Raw genomic sequence first — 22,380 nt, 5'->3', positions numbered from 1 at the left:
GGAAAATCCCAATATAGAGGTGGCCTGCTTGTTGCTAGTGTATCACTGAGCTAGGGGAGAAGACACCATGATAAAAAAACCAGAGGCCAGCAGCACGGTTTCGGCAGAAGCGCGACTGGCAGATAATATCCATCTATTGGGGCATTTGCTTGACCAGGCCATTCAGGAGGTAGACGGGCCAGCCGTTTTTGCACAGATCGACTCTATCCGCCAGGCGGCGACCAAATTCCACCTCACGCACGATCAGAATGCCTCATTACAGCTGGAGCAATTGCTGGCAGCGCTGACACCAGCACAAACTGTGTGTGTCGTCCGCGCGCTGAGTTATTACAAGCATCTGGTAAACCTGGCTGAAGATTTGTATGGCCAGCAAATCGCCAATTCTAACCAGGGTATCGCAGTGGCAGGAATGCTGGCACATTCATTGGCACTGTTGCGCGACCAGGCAGTCCCTTTTGATACTGTGCACCAGTTTTTTGATGATGCATTGGTGTCGCCGGTATTGACAGCGCATCCTACTGAAGTACAACGTAAAAGCGTGCTTGATATTGAGCGCCGCATTGTAGAGTTGCTGGCAGAGCGTGCCCACTTAATGGCAGAACGCCAGCTGACACGTAATACCTTGCTGCTGCAAGGCGCGGTTGCTGCCTTGTGGCAAACCCGTATGCTGCGTTTTTCAAAATTGACCGTAGTGAATGAGATAGAAAACGCACTGACCTATTACGAGAGCACGTTTTTGCATGCCATTCCTGAACTGTTGCAGGATCTGGAACGTGATCTGGAGGCACTGCTGCCAGCAGGCAACCACTATCACTTGCCAGCTTTTTTACGCATGGGTAGCTGGATCGGGGGCGACCGGGATGGTAATCCGTTTGTCGATGGTACTACCTTACGTGAAGCGTTGCGTTTGCAGGCGGCGACCGTGTTGCGTTTTTATCTGCAGGAACTAGCCCAACTTAAGCGTGAGCTAGGTGTCTCCACCCGACTGATCGCGGTGGAAGAGGGCGTGCTGGCGCTGGCCAAAGCGTCGCGTGACCAGTCTGCACATCGCATGGATGAGCCTTATCGCTTGGCACTGAATGGCATTCATGACCGTTTATTGGCGACTGCAAAAAATTTGTTGCCGGCTTGCAATTGGGCAGATGACAGCGATAGCGATCTTTTACCATATGAAGGTTACGAAGCCTTGCTGCGACCTTTGCAGACCATTGCGGAGTCTTTACGCAAACATCACGGTGAGGCGCTGATCTATCCGCGTCTGGGCAAGTTGATGAAAGCGATTGAGTCTTTTGGCTTTCATCTGGCGACCGTGGATGTACGCCAGTCTTCAGATGTACATGAAGCCGTAATAACCGAGCTATTGCAAAAAGCGGGCTATGAATTTGATTATGCCGGATTCAATGAAGATGAAAAAATAGGTATTTTACTGGAAGAGTTGAAACAGCCACGGCTGCTGTTCTCGCCTTTCCAGCAATATTCCGAGCTGGTGCACAAAGAAATCGGCGTGCTGGAAGCGGTGCGGGAAATGCGGGAACGCTTTGGCAGCCACGCCGTGCGCCAGTATATTATTTCGCATACTGAAACACTGTCTGACCTGCTGGAAGTCGCCCTGCTGCAACGCGAAGCGGGCTTGCTGCGTGGCGTATGGGGTTCGGCGAATATCCAGGTAGATTTAAATATCGTTCCCCTGTTTGAAACCATTGCCGACCTGCGCGATGCCCCTATGATTATGGGCAAATGGTTGAGCTTGCTGGGCATTCGGCACGTGATCCGCAATCAGGGCAGTGAGCAGGAAGTCATGCTTGGTTATTCGGACAGTAATAAAGATGGTGGTTTCCTGACTTCTAACTGGGAGTTATACAAAGCCGAAATTTCACTCGTGGAGTTGTTCCAGCAGGCTAAAGTGAAGCTGCGCTTGTTTCATGGGCGCGGCGGTACGGTGGGGCGTGGCGGTGGGCCGACTTACCAGGCAATCATGGCGCAGCCGCAAGGCACGGTCGATGGCCAGATCAGGTTAACCGAGCAAGGCGAAATCATTGCCAATAAATATGCAGACCCGGTGGTCGGGCGCCAGCATCTTGAAACGCTTATTGCCGCGACGCTGGATGCCAGCTTATTTCCCTCTGATCAGCTGGAGCCGGCTAAACGGCGTGCATTCGAGAGTGTGATGGAAACCCTTTCCGCCACTGCCATGACCACTTATCGGAGCCTGGTTTATGAAACACCAGGCTTTGCCGAATACTTTTTCAGCACCACGCCCATTGAGGAGATTGCCGGATTGAATCTAGGCAGCCGCCCGGCCTCACGCAAATCTACGCGGCGCATTGAAGACTTGCGCGCCATCCCCTGGGGCTTTTCATGGGGGCAGTGCCGTTTATTGTTGCCAGGCTGGTTTGGATTGGGTAGTGCAATTCATCAATACCTACACCAACCAGGCAGTGATAAAGAATCCCGTTTGGCATTGCTACGAGAGATGCTGCTTGGCTGGCCTATATTCAAAACGTTGATCAATAACGTGGATATGGTGCTAGCCAAAACCGACCTCATCGTCGCCAGGCATTACGCACATCTGCTGCCTGACCGCACTTTGCGTGAAGAAATTTTTAGCCGTATAGAGCAGGAACACAAATTGACCATAGAGGTAGTGAATTTGTTACTTGGAAGCACGCAAAGGCTTGCCAGCCAGCCGGTATTGGCAAAATCGATACGTGAGCGTTTGCCTTATCTGGATCCACTCAATCACTTGCAGGTGGAAATGATTCAACGTTACCGCAACGGCGAGACTGATGAAAAACTCAAATTGGCAATCCCGCTAACGATTAACGGGATTGCGGCTGGATTGAGGAATACCGGTTAGTGTTGAAGTTTTATTGTTTTAGATAGTAAAAAAGGACAAGCTGAGCTTGTCCTTTTTTGAGAATGAATCACGGATTATCCGCGGTGATCGTTTTCCCATGTGTTTATTTGCTTTTCAGCTTCATCTTTAGTGATGCCGTAACGCTCCTGGATTTTACCAACCACTTGTTCGCGTTTACCTTCAATCACGTCAAGGTCGTCATTGGTCAACTTGCCCCATTGCTCTTGTACCTTACCTTTAAGTTGTTTCCAGTTACCCTCAAAAATGTCTTTATTCATGATGTAAGTCTCCTTAGTTTTTTGGATTAGTATCGGTCAACGACCTGGGAATCATAGTATCCAGAATTAGTTTGGAGATAAGTCGGTGAATCGAGTATTTGTGCGTAAGACTTGACTGACAATTAATCGCACACTCTCTATTTAGGACATCACCCGTTTTATGAGTTTGAAGCCGGTATGGATGTATCACAACTCGTTTAAACCTTGCGCTTTTGCGATCAAATTAGGCTTTAAACCTGTTAACATGCGAGCATGAATAAAGCTTCTTTTGCCGCGTTTAAACACGCGTTGGCCCAACGGCTACCTTATGAATTGTGGATAGGCTGGCGCTACACACGTGCCAAACGTAACAATCATTTCATTTCATTTATTTCACTGACCAGCATGATAGGCATCGCTTTGGGTGTGATGGCTTTGATTGTCGTATTGTCCGTGATGAATGGTTTCCAGGACGAATTGCGTAAACGCATTCTGGGTGTGGCTTCACACATAGAAGTACGCAGTTTTGATGCAGGCCTGTCTGACTGGCAGCATGTGCAAAGCCAGATTCAATCCCTGCCACCAAAAACATTCTCCAGCCAGGTACAAGGCATGGCGCCCTATGTGATGGCGCAAGGCATGCTGACGCGTGACCAGGCAGTGCAAGGCGTGTTAATTCGTGGGGTGCTGCCTTCGGCCGAAGGCGCAGTGTCGGATTTATCGACGCAAATGAAAATCGGTAAATTAGAGGATTTGCAGGCGGGGAAATTCAATATCGTTCTCGGCGGTGACCTGGCGCAGGCACTGGGCGTGCGCATAGGCGAAAAGGTGGTGCTGATGGCACCGCAAGGCCAGGTAACGCCAGCGGGGCTGGTGCCACGTATCAAACAATTTACCGTGACCGGTATTTTTCAGGTGGGTATGTATGAATATGATGCCGGGTTGGCATTGATACACCTGGATGACGCTGCCAAACTATATCGCTTGGGCGACCAGGTGTCGGGCTTGCGTTTGAAGCTGGCTGACCTGTTTGCTGCGGACCGCGTTAGCCGTGAGTTGATGCAAGCGCTGGGGCCGAACTATTACATTACTGACTGGACCCAGCAGCATGCCAATTTCTTTAAGGCGATTCAGCTGGAAAAACGTGTGATGTTTATTATCCTGGCGCTGATTGTGGCCGTGGCTGCGTTTAATATCGTGTCGACGCTAGTCATGGCTGTGACCGACAAGCGTGCCGATATCGCGATTTTGCGGACCATGGGCGCCACGCCGCAGGCGATACGGCGTATGTTTGTCGTGCAAGGTGCCATGATAGGTGTGATTGGTACTGTCTCTGGTGCATTGCTTGGTGTGATCCTGGCGCTGAATATTGAAACGGTGGTGCCGTGGATAGAGCGTACTTTTAATGTGCAGTTTTTATCCAAAGACGTGTATTACATCAGTGATCTGCCTTCCAAACTGATGTGGTCGGATGTCACAACGATTATCGGCTTGTCCATTTTCCTGAGCCTGGTAGCGACGCTGTATCCAAGTGGCCGCGCTTCCAAAATGAATCCGGCGGAGGCTTTGCGCTATGAGTAATCTGATTTTGCAGTGCCAGGGCCTGGCGAAAACCTATCAGGGCCTGGATACCTCGGTGTTAACCGGAGTGGATCTAAGTCTGGCTGCAGGTGAACATATCGCGATTGTCGGTGCTTCTGGCAGCGGCAAAAGTACGCTGTTGCATTTGTTAGGCGGGCTGGATGCGCCTACGCACGGCGAAGTGCAATGGCTGGGTAAACCGTTGACCACGCTATCCGAAGTGGAAAAAAGCGCCATGCGTAACCAGTACTTGGGTTTTGTGTACCAGTTTCATCATTTGTTGCCAGAATTCAGTGCGCTGGAAAATGTAGCCATGCCTTTGTTTATCCGCCGCATTCCACGTGCGCAAGCATTGGCACAAGCCGAGTATTACCTTACGTTGGTCGGTCTTGCCCATAGACTGGAACATACCCCAGGCGAATTGTCCGGCGGTGAACGGCAGCGGGCTGCACTTGCACGTGCGCTGGTGACAGAGCCGCGTTGCGTGCTGGCAGATGAGCCAACCGGTAACCTTGACCGGCAAACCGCCGAGCACGTGTTTGAGTTATTGTTAAACATCCAGGTTGAGCGCGGCACTGCGCTGGTGGTGGTGACACATGATTTATCATTGGCTGCACGCATGCACAAGCAATACCGGTTGCAAGACGGCACACTGCAACCCCTTGAATCTATTTCCGAGCCAGCGCTTATCCCGGTGTAACGCATACCATGCTGCCGGGCGCCACAGTCGGGTTGTTGTTTGGTGTGTGGCTGTTTCAGCAACAACCGCATCTGTGGTCACTCAGTGCATGGCTGGGCTGGCTGGCAGCCTTAATCCTCATCGGGTGGTTAGCCTATGGCAATCAGGTGATAGCCGCCAGGCATATTCCTTATCAACATACCTTCCGTAAACTATTCATTATTGTATTGATTGCTGCACTCGGGTTTGCCTGGGCGCAACTGCGTGCATGGGACCGCCTGCAAACGCAACTACCCTCAGACTGCGAGCAACAGGTCATTGCTGTACAAGGCGTGATTGTCAGTGTGCCTGAACGTGATGCCCGCGGGCAACATGTGGATTTTGCTGTTGAGCGCAGTTTCACGGCAGATTGCCCCATGCCTAAGCGGGTAAGGTTGCATCTCTATCATCAATCCTATCGTGGCGAGTCAGCCAAACCATCGTCCGTGTTACCGACCTTGCAGGCAGGAGAGCGCTGGCAATGGAGTGTCAGGCTAAAGCGCCCGCATGCCACCAGAAACCCGCATGGCTTTGATTATGCGGCGTGGTGCCTGTCTAATAACATCGGCGCTAGTGGGGCCATTGTGAGCAAAACACCTATGCTCCGATTGCAAAGACTAGTGTGGAAACCATCGGCACTTATTGCTCATTGGCGTGCTGCTGTCGGTAATCGCATTGAAAAAGTGTTGGGAACGACCCCGCAAAGCGCTGTATTGCGGGCGTTAGTGATCGGCGATGATAGCCGGATTGCTCGGGCAGACTGGCAGCTGTTTGTGGATACTGGCATCAATCATCTCATCAGCATTTCAGGGCTACATATCACCATGCTGGCGTCTATGGGATATCTGCTTACCGGCTGGGCCTGGCGATTGCGCCCACGCCTGGCATTGCGAATACCGTCAAGGCTGGCGGCAGGGGTCGGTGGTGCGCTGGTGGCGATTGCCTATTCTGCCCTGGCCGGCTTTTCAATCCCCACCGAACGTACATTATTGATGCTGCTGACCATGATCGTCATGCTTAGCCTCAAGCAGCGATTGCCTTTTTCATGGGTATTGAGTGCCGCGGTGTGGGTGGTGTTAGTGGTGGATCCCTGGGCGGTAATGGCACCCGGATTTTGGCTATCATTTGGCGCGGTGGCTATTCTGGCTTTTGCCATGAGTGGCCGGTTACGGCCCGCGCGCTGGTGGCAAAGTGCATTGCAAACCCAGTGGGTGATCACGCTGGCATTTGTGCCGGTACTTATTTTACTTTTTAATCAGCTTTCGCTGATTTCACCACTGGCGAATGGTTTGGCCATTCCCATTGTGAGCCTGGCTATCGTGCCGCTTGCCATCGCTGGCGCTATACTGCCGCTCGACTTTTTGTTACACCTGTCCGCTACTCTGTGGGAATGGTGCGCACATGGATTGCACTGGTTACGCCAACTGCCGGGCGCGGTCTGCTATTTATCCACGCCACCGATCTGGGCCTGGCTGCTGGCGATGGCAGGCATGCTGGTCTGGTTAATGCCGCGTGGCTGGCCGTTGCGCTGGGCCGGGCTATTGTTGTGGCTTCCACTCTTATTACCTACGCAAGTCGCATTGCAGCCTGGTCAAATGCGGGTAACGGTGCTGGATGTCGGGCAAGGACTCAGTGTGCTGGTGCAAACCGCTCACCATACTATGCTGTATGACGCCGGGCCTGCTTATAATGAAGAAAGCGATGCCGGTCAGCGCATCGTACTTCCTTATTTACGCCATTTGGGGGTGAGTCATCTGGATGCAGTAGTCATTTCTCACGATGATAATGATCATTCTGGCGGTATGGCTTCAGTGCTGGCAGGCGTATCGGTCGATAATTTTCTAAGCTCGCTAACGCCGGCGTCTGATTTTTTCAAACAAATTCAAACCTTACCGAATCCGCCAGTTTTGCGGCCGCAACCGTGTTATCAGGGTCAGCAATGGCAGTGGGATAATATTAGTTTCCGCATGCTGTCACCCGAAAAAAACACCGATACAGATTTAAAAGATAATGATAAAAGTTGCGTGCTTCAAGTCAAATCACCTCATGGTAGCTTGCTGCTGACGGGTGATATCGAGAAGGAAGCCGAACGCCGCTTACTGGCATCCGAACCGGATCAGTTAGCGACAACCGTGATGACCATGCCTCATCATGGCAGTAAAACTTCTTCCACCATCGGCTTTGTTAATGCGACCAAACCTGCGATTGCCATCGCCACTGTCGGTTACCTTAACCGCTTCGGTCATCCCAAACCGGAGGTGATTTCACGTTATCAAGCAATCGAGACAACAATATTGCGATCAGACAACGATGGCGCCATCTTGATTGATTTCTTATCAGGCCAGGCGCCAGTAGTCAAACGCTGGCGGCAAATAGAACCGCATTACTGGGAATTGTAACGGCGCAGATACTGGACAAAACTTGCCCTTAAGGCTGGTTAACGCTAAAGTAGCGGAAGTTTAAAAACAACTGGAGTGTTTGCTGTGTGGGAAATCATTTTAGCGGCCGGATGGCCAATCTGGCCTCTGGTTATTGCTTCAGTCATTGCACTGGCGATTATTGTGGAGCGTTCCTGGGCCTTGCGCGCATCGGTCGTCACTCCTGATCAATTATTGCCTGAAGTACAAAACTGGCTTAAGCAAGGTGGCATCACCCGTGAAACCTTAAGCCGCCTGGAAGCCCACTCCCTGTTAGGAAAAGTGTTCGCCAGCGCACTTGCCAATATCGGTAACTCCCGTGAAATCACAAAAGAAGCGATTGAAGAAACCGGCCGTGCCGTCGCACACAAGCTGGAACAGTATTTGCCAACCCTGGGCACAATCGCTACTGTCGCCCCATTGCTCGGCTTGCTGGGTACTGTGATTGGTATGGTAGAACTGTTTGGTTCGTTTACCAACAGCGGTCACGATGTGGCCCAGTTCGCACGCGGTATTTCAGTGGCACTGTACAACACGGCCGCTGGTATTGTGGTCGCTGTGCCAGCCATGATTGCCTACCGCTATTTCCGCAGTAAAATAGACGGTTTCCTGGTGGATATGGAGCAGCAAGCCATCAAGTTGGTTGAAATTATTCATGGCGATCGCAATTAAGCTGATCACAGTCAAGATACAAGGCTAAGGCAATTTATGAATTTCAAGCGTGGTGTCCGCGATGAAGAGTTGGAAATTAACTTTATTCCACTGATTGATGTGTTGCTGGTGATTATTATCTTCCTGATCGTCAGTGCCACCTTTTCACGTACCAGTGAACTGCAAATCAATTTACCTACCGCGGATGCCAGTTCGCCGCAGGAAAAACCATTGACGATTACGGTTGAAGTCGATGCCAGTGGCCGTTACCTGGTAAACGGTAAAGAGGCTAATGGTGCGGTAGTCGCGGATTTGTCGAACGCATTAACCCAAGCAGCTGCCAGTGGCCCGGCCGGTAAAGAGCCAACCATCATTATTAACGCGGATGCAAAAGCCACGCATCAGTCGGTTATTAATATTATGGAAGCCTCGCGCATGGCGAATTACACCCATATTACCTTTGCAACACAGGTAAACTCGCATTAATGTGTGAGTTGCAGCTTGCTGTGATTGCCTGCAAACAAGCCCGTCAACTTTGGCGGGCTATTTGTTTATAGTATCCGAGAATTTGCATGTCCCGTAGACAGAAATCTGAGCAGAATAAAATCATTAACCCCGGCCAGTTATACCGCCGGTTGATTGCTTATGCCTGGCAATTTAAATTCCATTTCTTGGTCTCTATGGTGGCAACCGCTGTCCTCTCTACCAGTAACACCGCATTTCTGGCATTGATTAAAAAAATCACTGACGATGGGTTTGTAAAAGAGTCTGCACAGGAAATGCTGCTATTGCCATTAATGCTGTTTGGCCTGATGGCTATTCGCGCCCTGGCAGGGTTCTTTTCATCGTATAGCTTGCGTATTGTTGCGCGGCGCGTAGTTGAGATATTACGCAACCAGGTGTTTTCCAAGTTATTGATGCTGCCTGTCAGTTTCTTTGATGCCAATTCCAACGGATTGTTAGTTTCAAAACTCACTTACGACATTGAACGTCTTTCCAACGTAGTTACCCGCTCAGCGTTGAATGTTTTACGCGACGTGCTGACGGTCATCGGGCTGGTCGCTTACATGCTCTACCTGGACTGGAAGCTGACGCTGGTGTTTGCTGCGGTGGCGCCATTGATGGGTATGTATCTCGCGCGCTCAACGCCAAAATTACGTGCCAATGCTAAAAAAGTCCAGGAAGCGGTGGGCGAAATCACCAAAACGGCTGAAGAAGCGATTTCAGCCCAGCGTATCGTCAAGATTTTTGGCGCGCAAGCCTTTGAGAATGAGCGATTTGCTAATGTAGTCGCAAAAAATCGCACACTGGAATTACGCACTGCCAGAATCTCCGGCCTGAATAGCTTTGTGATTGAAATTTTATCCGCAGTCGCTTTAGGCCTGGTGGTTTACTACGCCTTGGGTCAGTTCACGGTGGGTGAATTTGCCGCTTTTGTAGGTGCCTTACTGATGCTGATTGCTCCCATTAAACATATTACTGCCGCAAATGAAGATGTACAGGTTGGCCTGGCAGCTGCGCAAAGTGTATTCGAGCTGATGGATCTGGATAACGAGCGTGAAAGTGGCGACTACCGCATTGCGCATGCGCGGGGAGAGCTAAGCTTTAAGGACGTGACTGTGCGTTACCCCCAGGCTAAGAAAAGTGCATTAAACCAGCTTAGTTTTGATGTGCGCGCCGGTGAAAAAGTAGCGCTGGTTGGCCGCTCCGGCAGTGGCAAAACAACATTGGTCAACCTGTTGCCGCGTTTTTACGAAGTACAAGAGGGAACAGTATCACTTGATGGTGTGAATGTGCGCGATTACCAGTTGAATAGTCTGCGTGCCCAGTTTTCACTGGTGAGCCAGGATATCGTATTATTTAACGACACCATTTTCAACAACATCGCCTATGGTGCGTTGCGTAACGCCAGCGAAGAAGAAGTGATCTCAGCAGCCAAAGCTGCCAACGCCTGGGAATTTATCGAGCACATGCCGCTTGGCTTGCAAAGTGAAATAGGCGATAGAGGCGTGCGTTTATCTGGCGGTCAACGACAACGCATTGCCATTGCGCGAGCTATCCTTAAAAATGCGCCGATACTATTGCTGGATGAGGCAACCTCTGCACTGGATAGCGAGTCTGAATTGCATGTGCAAAATGCGCTGGATAGATTGATGCAGAACCGGACGACTATTGTGATTGCGCACCGGCTGAGCACTGTTGAAAATGCTGACCGGATTTTCGTAATGGATCACGGAAAAATTATTGAAACCGGTTCACATCAAGAGCTGCTGGCGCTGAACGGATACTACAACAAGCTCTATCACAAAGAGTTTAAAGACGATTAATGTGGCGCAGATGGTTTGAACAGCAGTGGCAATATAAAGGCTGGGCGCAATGCCTGCTGTTGCCATTAACCTGGCTGTTCGCAAGCCTGGCCGCCTTGCGCAGAGCGCTATATCGAGCTGGATTGTTTTCCAGCAGCAAGCTGCCAGTTCCCGTTATTGTGGTGGGCAATATTTCAGTAGGTGGCGTAGGCAAAACTCCACTGGTCATTTATCTCGCCAATGCTTTACGGGCGGCTGGCTACCATCCGGGTATTTTGAGTCGCGGATATGGGGGGCAGCACACTGGCAAAGTCACCCCAACCAGTATGCCTGCTGAATATGGTGATGAGCCGGTGCTGATCGCGCAGCGGACTGCGTGCCCGGTGTGGGTGCACCCGCTACGTGCAGAAAGTGGCCGGGCTTTATTACAGGCGTATCCGCAAACAGATGTCCTAATATGTGATGATGGCCTTCAGCATTATGCTTTGCAGCGGGATATTGAAATTGCAGTTGTGCAGCGTCCGCATGGCCTGGGTAATGGTCGTTTATTACCTGCTGGACCATTGCGCGAATCCCTGAGCCGCCTGCAAAAAGTTGATGTGATCGTTGAGACCGGGCAATCACCAATCGTCCCCCTCGAACAACCTTGTTTTCAACAATCTTTGCAAGCCGGTGAGTGGACGGCTGTTTCTGATTTTTCAAGTCGAATCCCAGCGCAGGCATTGAAACAGAAACCGTTGTTAGCTATAGCAGGAATAGGACATCCGCACAGGTTTTTCGACTCACTGATTGCAATGGGGCTGGTATTTGAGACGAGAGTTTTTGCCGACCATTATGCATATACCAGACAAGATTTTCAGGATGCGGCAGGCAAAACCCTACTGATGACCGAGAAAGATGCCGTAAAATGTCGACATCTTGATTTAAACAATGCCTGGTTTCTACCGGTGACTGCCGAACTGACACCAATAGGACATCAGCAAACCTTGGCAGGCTGCGTATTGGGCCTGCTAAAAAACGCGAAGGAAATTTAAAATGAATCCCAAATTACTGGAAATTCTGGTCTGTCCGGTCACCAAAGGGCCGCTGGTATACGACAAACAAAAACAGGAATTAATCTCCAGGTCGGCCCGCCTGGCCTATCCGGTGCGTGATGGCATTCCGGTCATGCTGGAAGACGAAGCCCGCCGTTTGGAAGAACACGAATACACAGAGTAGGGCAGACGCATGTTTAAAGTGGTTATTCCTGCCCGTTTTGCCAGTAGCCGCCTGCCGGGTAAGCCTTTGCTGGATATTGCCGGCAAACCTATGGTAATCCAGGTAGCTATCCAGGCTAATAAAAGCCAGGCAGGCGAAGTGGTGATTGCAACTGACCACACTCCCATTACACAGGTGGCCGAACAGTTTGGATTTGCCTCAGTGATGACACGTGAAGATCATCTTTCAGGCACTGACCGGATTGCCGAGGTCGTCCAAAAAATGGGCTGGCCCGATGAGACGATTGTGGTGAATGTACAAGGCGATGAGCCGCTAATAGATCCGATATTGATCAATGAGGTCGCACAGGCTTTGGCCAAAGATACGCAAGCAGTCATGGCAACGGCTTGCCATCCCATTCATGACGGCGCAGCTTTTGAGAATCCCAATATCGTCAAAGTGGTGTTAAATGTTCACAACCAGGCGCTGTACTTCAGTCGCGCGCCTATTCCTTATCCACGTGATGCAGAATTCCGCGAGCAGTTAATCGCCCATAGGCACATTGGTATCTATGCCTATCGCGTTGGTTTTCTTAAGCAATATGCCAGTTTACCAGCCACTGCCCTTGAAAAGATTGAGAGTCTGGAACAGTTGCGCGTGTTATACCATGGTTACCAGGTGGCTGTGACAGTGACTGAGAACGCACCGGCCAGTGGCGTGGATACCGCCGCCGATTTAGAAGCGGTACGACAGATTTTTGCCATGCAATCATAGGCATGCTAAAACGTTATTCAGTTTTGCGAGCAATAAAAAAAGCCTCATTAATTGAGGCTTTTTATTTAAGACTAAAGCTAAAAACTAGCGGTTTTTCTGGCGGCGCAGTGCAATGGTACCCATCAGGCCCAGGCCTACTAGCATCATGCCATAAGTTTCTGGCTCCGGTACTGGAATGGTGACTGGCGAAATAGTGTAGCTACCATTGTAGTGACCACCTGCAATCAGGTTGAATTGCAATGTGTAAGTACCAGCAGCCAGATTTGAGAAGCTGAATGTGTATCTTGTCAGGTCAAAATCGTGCAAAGGGAAAATGATAGGAGAGTATGTAAAAGTATCATCCGCATCGCTAATCAGAGTTAAACCGTTATAGAAACCTGAGTTATGCTCATTAATCAATCTGAAGCTAGGATCCAATACGCCTGACAGGTCAAAACTACCATCCAGATAAGAAATACTGATTTTGGTGGTTTTTGAATTGCTTGTACCTGGCTGGTCATAGCCACTAAATGTAGTGGTGGTAGCAAAAACGGAAGTACTGGCTAACAACAACGCTGCGGCAAGTAATTTTTTCATGATATTTTTTCCCTGATTAAGATTGGTTATTTGGATTTGTTAATGTGGCAATCATAAGGATGCGGACTATTAAATGAAATAGCCCGTTAGGGTCAATGAGCATGTAGAACGCTGGTAAGCCGCTGGCGAAAGTCAATGGCGGAAAATAAAGTATACCGCACCCATGATGCACAAGCCTGCCCAAAGATAATCCCACTTCAGCGGCTGTTGCATATAGAAAATGGCAAACGGTACAAAGATCACCAGTGTAATCACTTCCTGCAGGATTTTAAGTTGCGCCAGGTTTAATTGTGTGAATCCTATGCGATTGGCCGGTACCTGGAACAAGTACTCAATCAGGGCGATACCCCAGCTAATCAGGGCGGCGATGATCCAGGGTTTGCTATTCAGGTTTTTGAGATGGCCATACCAGGCAAACAGCATAAACAGGTTGGAAATGCTAAGCAGTACAATGGTTTTAAGGAGGGTAAAACTCATTGGTTTTCCTGTAGGAAGTAAGAATGGCAACTTCAGGTCAAAGTTGCCATGGCAATAAAGTAATTTGGCTTAAATAGCGGCTTCGCCTGTTTCACCGGTTCTGATACGAATCACTTGCTCTACCGAAGTTACAAAAATCTTGCCATCACCGATCTTGCCGGTGTGCGCAGCCTTGATAATCGCTTCGATCGCGTTATCCAGCATGTTTTCTGCCAGGACAACTTCTACTTTGATTTTTGGCAGAAAGTCCACCACATATTCCGCACCACGGTAAAGCTCGGTATGGCCTTTCTGACGTCCAAATCCTTTGACTTCTGTGACGGTTAGTCCGTTGACACCAATTTCTGATAAGGCCTCGCGCACTTCGTCTAGTTTGAATGGTTTGATGACGGCTTCTAGTTTTTTCATAAGTGCTCCGTGATTAATTTTTAAAACATTCTACGCAACCGCTGCTTTTAATTCAAATGCCATGGTTACTGAATGACTGAGTAATTAATTTGTAAAACTAAAATGATAAGTTGCAGGTGATCGGGTAACGTCGGTCTTTGCCGAATCCACGCTCAGTGATACGCACCCCCACTGCAGCCTGCCTGCGTTTATATTCGTTTCTGTCTATCAGGCGGGTCACTCGCTCGACGTCTGCCCTTGCATAGCCTTGTTGGATAATATCTTCAATGCTGAGGTCTTTCTCGGCATAAGCTTCCATAATCGCATCCAGTATTTCATAGGCCGGCAAACTATCCTGGTCGGTTTGGTCAGCACGTAATTCGGCACTTGGGGGACGTGTGATAATTCTCTCTGGAATGACTTGGCCGAGACTATTGCGGTAGCGGGCGAGTTTATAAACTAGCGTTTTAGGCACATCCTTGATTAACGCAAAACCACCCGCCATGTCACCATACAGGGTGCTGTAGCCAACTGCTGTTTCTGATTTATTGCCGGTGGTAATCACCATATTGCCGAATTTATTGCTGATCGCCATCAGTAACATGCCTCGGATACGCGCCTGCAAGTTTTCTTCAGTGGTATCAAATGCCTTGCCAGTAAACTCTTCAGCCAGTGTCTGACAAAAGCCATTGAATAAAGGTTTGATCGGCAACACACTATATTCCACATCCAGCAGTCTGGCCATTTCTGCGGCATCGTCAATGCTGATATCTGCAGTGAATTCCGAAGGCATCATCACTGCTTTCACACGTTGCTTACCCAATGCATCGACCGCGATTGCCAGTGTCAGCGCAGAGTCAATGCCACCAGATAAACCCAGCACCACACCAGGGAAACGGTTTTTATTGACGTAATCTTTTAAGCCTAATTGCAAAGCTTGATAAACCGTCGCTTCTAATGGCGGATGCGTCTCAAGTGTCGTAGCAACCGGTTGGTTGTTTTCCAGTAACACATAGCTCAGCTTATCTTCAAACATCGGTAATTCTTGCATGAGCTCGCCGTGATTGTTCATAGCGAATGAGCCACCATCAAACACCAGTTCATCCTGTCCCCCCACCATATTCGCGTAAATGATCGGCAGGCCGGTTTCGCGGATACGGTCTCGCAAAACCTGGTAGCGAGTGAGTTGCTTGTACATGTGATAGGGGGATGCATTAATCACCAGCAAGACTTGCGCATCTGCCTGCAAGGATTGCAGTGCGGGCGCCGGTTCCCAGATATCTGCACAGATTAAAATGCCATAACGCGTGCCTTGCCATTCAAACACCACTGGTAGCTCGCCCGCTTCAAAATAACGTTCTTCATCAAACACATTGTAATTGGGCAGGTGATGCTTATGGTAAGTAGCCTGAATACGTTTTGAATGGATCACGGAAGCCGCGTTGTAGCGGTTGCCAGCAATTTCCTGAGGGTGACCAATCACCACTGCCATATCGCTTGGCAACTGCTGTTCCAGCCAATGCAATGCACGTTGATTCGCCTCGTAAAAATCCTGCCTGAATAGTAAATCTTCCGGCGGATATCCGCACAGTGAGAGTTCAGGGGTCAGCAGCAGCCGCGCGCCTTCGGCATAGGCCAAGTTGGCGCGTTCCAGTATATGTTCAGCATTTTGTTGCATGGCACCAACCATGCTGTTCATTTGGGCTATGGCGAGTTTCATGCAGCGGACATTCAGTATTTGCCACCTGCGGCTTTAATCAGTTCGACCATGGCCGGGTTTTGCGCTTTTAAAGCATAGACATAAGCAGTCAGGCCGTACTGGTCGCGCGTTTTGACATTGGCACCGTGTTTAAGGAGCAAGTCCGCCATGTCGGGTGAATTATTGCTGACGGCCAAATGTAGTAGCGGTGTGCCTTCGCTATCCTGATGATCAATATCCGCCTTGCGCTCCAGCAAAGCTTTGGCGACATCCTTCTGGTCTTTTTTAACCGCCCAGGTCAACGCTGTCCATTCGTGTTCATCTTCTTCATCAATTTTTGCACCTTGTTCGAGCAAGGAGATCACCGCAGGCGTAAAGCCTTCGCGGGCTGCGATCATTAACGCAGTAGTGCCGAGCTTATCTTTCAGGTTAGGATCAGCGCCGTTTTTAAGAATCGCGGTGATAGTAGGCACGCTGCCACTTTTAGCTGCATACATCAGCACTGTTTTGCCATCACTGGCGCGCACATTGGCATCAAAACCTTTCGCGATGATCATGCCGACCAGATCACTGTAGCCTGAAGTCGCCGCCAGGCCAAGCGCACTCCATCCATCCGGATCACGGACTTTTACATCAGCGCCTTTATCCAGCAATACTTTCACGGCATCAATATTGTTTTTCTTGGCGGCAAACATCAGCGCAGTCCAGCCACCCTGGTCTTTGGCATTGATACTGGCACCACTTTCCAATAAGACACGTATGACTTCTGCCTGGTTTTTACGCGCGGCATACATGATAGGTGTTATTTTTTCTGCATCGGTGACGTTGGGATTAGCGCCGCTTTTGAGCAACGCTTTTACCGTTGCGACATCTCCTTTGGAGGATGCAATCAGCAGATAGGAAATGTTTGCGCTGGCGTCTACCGGCGGCGCATCCATGGCTGATTTATCGACTATGGTCGCTTCGTCGGGGCTGGCTTTACTCTTTTTTTTGCTTGCAGCTTCAGCGGTCAAGGACAAACCTAGCAACAGTACGGTGCCACATAACAACAAACTGGTCCAATAAGTCGTCCGCGCAATACGCTTCATGCTATCTCCAAACAATTATTTTGCAGCACGTTGAATCGCCGCCAATACCGCTTCACCCAGGCCTGCAGGTGAATCAGCTACCACACAGCCTGCGGCTTCCAACGCTGTGATTTTGTCTTCAGCACGGCCAGAACCGCCGGAGATAATGGCACCTGCATGGCCCATGCGTTTACCTTTAGGGGCAGTCAACCCGGCAATATAAGCCGCCACTGGTTTGGTCACATGGTGTTTGATAAAGTCAGCCGCGGCCTCTTCATCGCTACCACCAATTTCCCCCACCATGATAATCGCTTCGGTTTCCGGGTCATTCTGGAAGAGTGCCAGACAATCAATAAAGTTCAGGCCTTTGATCGGGTCGCCACCAATGCCGACACAGGTCGTCTGGCCTAATCCAAGCGCAGAGGTTTGATGTACCGCTTCATAAGTCAATGTGCCAGACCTGGAAACCACGCCAACCTTGCCGCGTTGATGGATGCTGCCCGGCATAATGCCGATTTTGCATTCATCCGGCGTAATCACGCCAGGGCAATTGGGGCCAATCAGTCGGGTGCCGTTAGCAAGCAAGGCTGCTTTCACATTCAGCATATCCAGCACCGGAATACCCTCAGTGATACACACAATCAGTGCTATGCCGGCATCTGCAGCCTCAAGGATAGAGTCAGCAGCAAATGGCGGTGGTACATAAATCACGCTGGCATTTGCCTGGGTTTCTTTGACCGCTTCGCGCATGGTGTTAAACACCGGGAGGTTTAAATGAAGCTGGCCACCTTTGCCCGGTGTCACGCCACCGACCATTTGAGTGCCGTAAGCCAAGGCTTGTTCAGAATGGAATGTGCCCTGTTTACCGGTAAAGCCCTGGCACAATACTTTGGTATTTTTATCGACTAAAATTGCCATGACTACACACCTTCACTTACTGCTTTAACTGCTTGTTTTGCCCCATCGGTCAGGCCTTCTGCCGAAATAATATTCAGGCCGCTTTCGCGCAACATTTGTTTACCCAGCTCCACATTGGTGCCTTCCAGTCGAACGACGACCGGAATAGTCATGCCTACTTCTTTCACGGCAGTGATAATGCCGGTCGCAATGATGTCGCAGCGCATAATGCCGCCGAAAATATTCACCAGGATGGCTTTTACGTTCTGGTCTGCCAGGATAATTTTGAATGCCTTGGTCACGGTTTCCGCCGTGGCACCGCCGCCGACATCCAGGAAGTTAGCCGGCATGCCGCCATGTAGCTTGATCAGGTCCATGGTTGCCATCGCCAAGCCGGCGCCATTCACCATACAGCCGATGTTCCCATTCAGTGCAATGTAATTCAGTCCGCTGTGATGCGCTTCAGCTTCCTTGGCGTCATCCTGTGACCAGTCGCGAATTTCCGCAAACGGTTTCTGACGATAGAGCGCGTTATCATCAACGGTCATCTTGCAATCGAGCGCGACCAGTTTTCCTTCGGTGGTCACCACCAGCGGGTTGATTTCCAGCAGGGATAGATCGTTATCCTTGAATAATTTGTACAGGCCTTTGGCCAGTTTGGTGAAAGCCGCAATCTGGTCACCACTTAAGCCTAGGCCAAACGCGAGGTTACGCGCCTGGTAATCGACCAGGCCATTCAGCGGGTCACAGATTTCCTGCAGAATTTTGTCTGGCTGGGTAGCTGCGATTTCTTCAATATCCATACCGCCTGCACTGGAGGCGACCATGACCACACGTTCCAGGCTGCGGTCTACCAGCATTGAGAGATACAGTTCTTGCGCAATCGGCAATGTCTGCTCCACCAGCACCTGATGTACAGGCTGCCCATCAGGTGCATTCTGGTAGGTGACGAGGTGTTTGCCGAGCAGGCCACCAGCCATTGTTTGCGCTTCCAGGGCCGATTTCACGACCTTTACGCCACCAGCTTTACCACGGCCTCCGGCATGTACCTGGGCTTTCACCACCCAGGCTTCACCACCCAGTTCTTTGGTGGCGGCTGCAGCAGCTTCTTCGGATTGGACAACCAGGCCGGCGGGAGTGACCAAACCATACTTTTGCAGTAATTGTTTAGCCTGATATTCGTGCAGATTCATGAAAATAAACTGTTTTTATGATTAAGCTGTTATTTTCGCGCAAATACCCACTCAAAGCTAGGCTGCAAACAAAAAAACCGCACCCAAGTGCGGTTTTCTGGCTAAAGTGCGGTATTGGCTATACGAACTTATTGCTTAGAGGTCTTCAGCCCAGGCATTGCCGTAAACTTTTCCATTGCGCGAGAGTATCAGCATCTGGTACATGCTGATAATCCACATATAGCTGGAAGCCAGGCTATAGCCCATGCCGCCGATAATGGTTAACCAAGCGAAATGCGGCGACCATTTGGTCAGCCACCATGACATCACATCGGCAATCAAAAAGGCGAAAGGAAAGCCGATAGCAATCACTTTGGCGGTTTTTGGCACATTGACAGCGAAGCTGAAAATAAGGCCAATGAAAAAGAAGATAAAGCTGATACCAAACAAGTGGATATGCGACACGCGGGTCAAGCCACTAATAGTCGCACCTTCATTCACTTCAGCGCGCGCTTTGACTTCTTCATATTTGGTAAAGTCAGGAATGCCGGGAATATTGCTGTGGCACATGACACAGTGCTGGGCAAAAATCTGTTTATAGTGTGATTCCCACTGGTCTTGTGGTGCGCCTTGCTGCGCCCACTTGATAATGTCCTGACGCACTTCCAGCGGCGCTTTGTCTGACATTGAACCATTCAGTTTGCTTGCCAGCTTAGTGCCGCTACGGTCACCGTAATAGCTGTATACAATGTCGTTTACAGATAAACCAAATTTACCGTCAGCCATGCCGTGTGTGAGCATGATTTGCAAACCGGCCATACACAAGCCCACGCCAACCACCAGCAAATAGCCTACGAACAAAGCTTTGAGCGGCAATGGCAGGTTAGGCAGGTTAAGCCACGGTAATGTTTGAGACGCTTGTTTCATTACTTTCCCCAGGTGAGATGTTGAATACTAAGTTTCAAATTTTTTGGCAAGCATACCATCGGCGGGGCGAATCCTAAAACAGAAATATGCCTGAACAATACAAAATCAGGCATTGTGGCTTCCACTGGTATAATTCAGCCTTTAAATTCGAGTTGATTTCATCATGCGTTTAGTGGTTCAAGGGCCTGCCATCAGCATGGCGCATCTCACGCACATCCATGGCCTGGTTGGTGGCTATAACCAGTTTGCACAAGTCGCTCAGCATGCATATTACCTGCCGGTTGCCGAAGGCGATTATGTGGAGGTGAAAGCATTTTGTGCCAGCCAGCAAATTGATTGTGCATTAGTTGAAGACGCGCATCGTCTGTCAAAATTTGGTCTGTGCGTCATGGATATGGATTCCACCCTGATTTCGATCGAATGCATAGATGAAATTGCAGACATGATGAATATCAAACCGCAAGTGGCCGAGATCACCGAAGCAGCCATGCGTGGTGAACTCGATTTCTCCGCCAGTTTGCGCAAGCGTGTTGCACTCCTCAAAGGTTTGCCGGAAACAGCACTGCAACAAGTAATAGATGAACGATTACGTTTTAATCCAGGCGTTCCGCAGTGGATAGATACCTGTAAACAGCACGGCATTAAAACCATGGTGGTATCGGGTGGCTTTACTGTGTTTGCGCATTATGTGCAACAAACGCTAGGGCTGGATTACGCCGTTTCCAACGCTCTCGAAATCGTTGATGGCAAACTGACTGGTCAAGTGCTGGGCGATATTGTCGATGCCCAGCGCAAAGCCGACGAGCTGGTCAAACTGCGTGACCAGCTTGGCTTAACCGCCCAACAGACAATTGCGATTGGTGATGGGGCCAATGATCTGAAAATGATGTCAGTGTCTGAAGTTGGGGTGGCCTATCATGCCAAGCCTGTGGTACAGCAACAGGCCAAGTATGCATTAAATATTGTCGGCCTGGATGGTGTGGCAAACCTGTTAACGATGTAGTCCACATCGGTAATTGTCATATCGGACGTGTATGTTGGTAGCATAACCCTGTTGAGAAGGCGTCATGAGCGTGTCCACAGAAACAGATTCTCCGCCACAGGCGGTCTCGTTAACAGAAGCCAGCCTCTACTGGTTTAAGTTGGGATGTATCAGCTTCGGCGGCCCAGCCGGGCAGATTGCACTGATGCACCATGACCTGGTTGAACAGAAACGCTGGATATCAGAAAGCCGCTTTTTACATGCATTGAATTACTGCATGCTATTGCCTGGCCCTGAAGCGCAGCAACTGGCGACTTATATCGGCTGGCTGATGCACCGTACGGCAGGTGGCCTGATTGCCGGTATCCTTTTCTTTCTGCCATCATTTTTTATGCTAGTCGCTTTAGCATGGGTGTATATGGCTTATGGCTCAATCCCCACCGTGGCAGGTATTTTTCATGGTATCAAACCGGCGGTGATCGCCATTGTTTTATTTGCTGCTTACCGCATAGGTAGCAAAACCCTCAAAAATCCATTGCTGTGGAGCATTGCCATCCTGGCATTTATCGGTATTTTTTTCTTTAAGCTGCCGTTTCCGCTGATTGTATTGTTTGCCGCCCTGGCTGGTGTGGCCGGTGGTTATTACTTTCCTCATTATTTCCAACAGGTAAGCGGGCATGCTGTAACCCATCAAGCCCATTATCCAGCATTGATTGATGACGCTACTCCAACGCCGCTACATGCTATATTCAGCTGGCAACGTTTCCGGCACGTGATCTTATGTGCTATTTTTCTGTGGGTAACAGTGATGCTGATACTGGTTGGTCTATATGGCTGGCAAGGCGCTTTTACGCAGATGGGCTGGTTTTTTACCAAGGCAGCGCTGCTCACGTTTGGTGGCGCTTATGCGGTATTGCCTTATGTTTATCAAGGGGCTGTTGAGCACTACCAGTGGTTAACGGCAGGCCAGATGATGGATGCACTGGCACTCGGTGAAACGACGCCCGGCCCACTGATTATGGTCGTGACATTTGTTGCTTATGTCAGTGGCTGGAACAACGAAATACTGGGTGCGGGACATGCCGGTTTATCAGGCATTGTGGCGGCAACCATTGTGACTTTTTTTACTTTTTTACCTAGCCTGTTTTTTATTTTCCTAGGCGGACCTTTGATTGAAACCACGCATGGTAACCTCAAGTTTACCGCACCTTTGAGCGGCGTGACTGCCGCCGTGGTGGGCGTTATTTTTAATCTGGCTTTATTTTTTGCATGGCATATCTTCTGGCCGCAGGGTATGGCAAACAGTATCGATTGGTTTTCAATTGTGCTCAGCTTAGTGGCGCTGATTGCGGTGCTCAAATATCGCGTAAATGTAGCGATTGTAATTTTAGTGAGCGGGTTGGTGGGTGCGGTGGCGCAATGGTTGATTTAATGTGAG

General features: G+C 49.8%; 21 protein-coding genes. 12 read left to right on the top strand and 9 right to left on the bottom strand.

Annotation, left to right across the window (positions count from 1 at the left end; genetic code table 11):
• Positions 1 to 67 precede the first annotated feature (67 nt).
• A complete protein-coding gene (ppc, locus tag LPA26_RS06435) occupies positions 68 to 2,857 on the top strand; it encodes a phosphoenolpyruvate carboxylase (protein WP_229007731.1) in 2,790 nt (929 codons plus the stop codon).
• Positions 2,858 to 2,931: 74 nt separating this feature from the next.
• Here the strand turns inward: ppc and LPA26_RS06430 are convergent, their stop codons facing one another.
• A complete protein-coding gene (locus tag LPA26_RS06430) occupies positions 2,932 to 3,135 on the bottom strand; it encodes a CsbD family protein (protein WP_055826253.1) in 204 nt (67 codons plus the stop codon).
• Between the two features lie 252 nt (positions 3,136 to 3,387).
• Between LPA26_RS06430 and LPA26_RS06425 the strand changes: the two genes are divergently transcribed.
• From LPA26_RS06425 to kdsB, 9 genes are all read left to right on the top strand, one after another.
• A complete protein-coding gene (locus LPA26_RS06425) occupies positions 3,388 to 4,695 on the top strand; it encodes a lipoprotein-releasing ABC transporter permease subunit (RefSeq protein WP_229007730.1) in 1,308 nt (435 codons plus the stop codon).
• Positions 4,688 to 5,395, top strand: a complete 708-nt coding sequence (locus LPA26_RS06420) for an ABC transporter ATP-binding protein (protein WP_229007729.1) — start codon at positions 4,688 to 4,690, stop codon at positions 5,393 to 5,395. The genes LPA26_RS06425 and LPA26_RS06420 overlap by 8 nt, the downstream gene beginning before the upstream one ends.
• Before the next feature lie 8 nt (positions 5,396 to 5,403).
• A complete protein-coding gene (locus LPA26_RS06415; RefSeq protein WP_229007728.1) occupies positions 5,404 to 7,812 on the top strand; it encodes a DNA internalization-related competence protein ComEC/Rec2 in 2,409 nt (802 codons plus the stop codon).
• Between the two features lie 84 nt (positions 7,813 to 7,896).
• Positions 7,897 to 8,502, top strand: a complete 606-nt coding sequence (locus LPA26_RS06410) for a MotA/TolQ/ExbB proton channel family protein (protein ID WP_055867744.1) — start codon at positions 7,897 to 7,899, stop codon at positions 8,500 to 8,502.
• Positions 8,503 to 8,538: 36 nt separating this feature from the next.
• Positions 8,539 to 8,967, top strand: coding sequence for a biopolymer transporter ExbD (locus LPA26_RS06405; RefSeq protein WP_055826243.1), 429 nt, complete (start codon positions 8,539 to 8,541; stop codon positions 8,965 to 8,967).
• A gap of 86 nt (positions 8,968 to 9,053) precedes the next feature.
• Entirely contained in the window at positions 9,054 to 10,808 is a 1,755-nt protein-coding gene (gene msbA / locus LPA26_RS06400) for a lipid A export permease/ATP-binding protein MsbA (RefSeq protein WP_229007727.1), read from the top strand.
• Positions 10,808 to 11,821 (top strand): tetraacyldisaccharide 4'-kinase, encoded by a 1,014-nt coding sequence (lpxK, locus tag LPA26_RS06395; RefSeq protein WP_229007726.1) that lies wholly within the window; start codon positions 10,808 to 10,810, stop codon positions 11,819 to 11,821. The genes msbA and lpxK overlap by 1 nt, the downstream gene beginning before the upstream one ends.
• A 1-nt stretch (position 11,822) precedes the next feature.
• On the top strand, positions 11,823 to 12,005 hold the full coding sequence (locus LPA26_RS06390; RefSeq protein WP_055826237.1) for a Trm112 family protein: 183 nt from the start codon (positions 11,823 to 11,825) through the stop codon (positions 12,003 to 12,005).
• Positions 12,006 to 12,014: 9 nt separating this feature from the next.
• Complete coding sequence (kdsB, locus tag LPA26_RS06385; RefSeq protein WP_229007725.1) at positions 12,015 to 12,758, top strand: 3-deoxy-manno-octulosonate cytidylyltransferase; 744 nt, start codon at positions 12,015 to 12,017, stop codon at positions 12,756 to 12,758.
• An 84-nt stretch (positions 12,759 to 12,842) separates the two neighbouring features.
• Here the strand turns inward: kdsB and LPA26_RS06380 are convergent, their stop codons facing one another.
• The 8 genes from LPA26_RS06380 to LPA26_RS06345 form a co-directional block, all read right to left on the bottom strand.
• Positions 12,843 to 13,334 carry an FxDxF family PEP-CTERM protein gene (locus tag LPA26_RS06380; protein ID WP_229007724.1) on the bottom strand — a complete coding sequence of 164 codons (492 nt, stop codon included), beginning with the start codon at positions 13,332 to 13,334 and terminating at the stop codon, positions 12,843 to 12,845.
• A 132-nt stretch (positions 13,335 to 13,466) separates the two neighbouring features.
• Complete coding sequence (locus tag LPA26_RS06375; RefSeq protein WP_055826230.1) at positions 13,467 to 13,811, bottom strand: DMT family protein; 345 nt, start codon at positions 13,809 to 13,811, stop codon at positions 13,467 to 13,469.
• 69 nt (positions 13,812 to 13,880) lie between these two features.
• Positions 13,881 to 14,219, bottom strand: coding sequence for a P-II family nitrogen regulator (locus tag LPA26_RS06370; protein ID WP_055826229.1), 339 nt, complete (start codon positions 14,217 to 14,219; stop codon positions 13,881 to 13,883).
• Between the two features lie 97 nt (positions 14,220 to 14,316).
• Positions 14,317 to 15,918: an NAD+ synthase gene (locus tag LPA26_RS06365; RefSeq protein ID WP_229007723.1), complete on the bottom strand. Its 1,602-nt coding sequence runs from the start codon at positions 15,916 to 15,918 to the stop codon at positions 14,317 to 14,319.
• 11 nt (positions 15,919 to 15,929) lie between these two features.
• Positions 15,930 to 16,835: an ankyrin repeat domain-containing protein gene (locus LPA26_RS06360; RefSeq protein ID WP_082504804.1), complete on the bottom strand. Its 906-nt coding sequence runs from the start codon at positions 16,833 to 16,835 to the stop codon at positions 15,930 to 15,932.
• 165 nt (positions 16,836 to 17,000) lie between these two features.
• Positions 17,001 to 17,882 (bottom strand): succinate--CoA ligase subunit alpha, encoded by an 882-nt coding sequence (gene sucD / locus LPA26_RS06355; RefSeq protein WP_055826224.1) that lies wholly within the window; start codon positions 17,880 to 17,882, stop codon positions 17,001 to 17,003.
• A 2-nt stretch (positions 17,883 to 17,884) separates the two neighbouring features.
• Entirely contained in the window at positions 17,885 to 19,054 is a 1,170-nt protein-coding gene (gene sucC, locus LPA26_RS06350; protein WP_229007721.1) for an ADP-forming succinate--CoA ligase subunit beta, read from the bottom strand.
• A 135-nt stretch (positions 19,055 to 19,189) separates the two neighbouring features.
• Positions 19,190 to 19,960 (bottom strand): hypothetical protein, encoded by a 771-nt coding sequence (locus LPA26_RS06345; RefSeq protein ID WP_055826221.1) that lies wholly within the window; start codon positions 19,958 to 19,960, stop codon positions 19,190 to 19,192.
• Between the two features lie 163 nt (positions 19,961 to 20,123).
• On the opposite strand from LPA26_RS06345, the gene serB reads away from it, so the two are divergent.
• Both serB and chrA read left to right on the top strand, forming a co-directional pair.
• Positions 20,124 to 20,963: a phosphoserine phosphatase SerB gene (serB, locus tag LPA26_RS06340; protein WP_229007720.1), complete on the top strand. Its 840-nt coding sequence runs from the start codon at positions 20,124 to 20,126 to the stop codon at positions 20,961 to 20,963.
• Positions 20,964 to 21,027: 64 nt separating this feature from the next.
• Positions 21,028 to 22,374 carry a chromate efflux transporter gene (gene chrA / locus LPA26_RS06335; RefSeq protein WP_229007719.1) on the top strand — a complete coding sequence of 449 codons (1,347 nt, stop codon included), beginning with the start codon at positions 21,028 to 21,030 and terminating at the stop codon, positions 22,372 to 22,374.
• Positions 22,375 to 22,380: the final 6 nt, after the last annotated feature.

The organism is Methylophilus sp. Leaf408, assembly GCF_916856905.1.
GTDB lineage: Bacteria > Pseudomonadota > Gammaproteobacteria > Burkholderiales > Methylophilaceae > Methylophilus.
The sequence above is the reverse complement of the archived record's forward strand: the minus strand, read 5'-3'. Positions and strand labels throughout refer to the sequence as shown.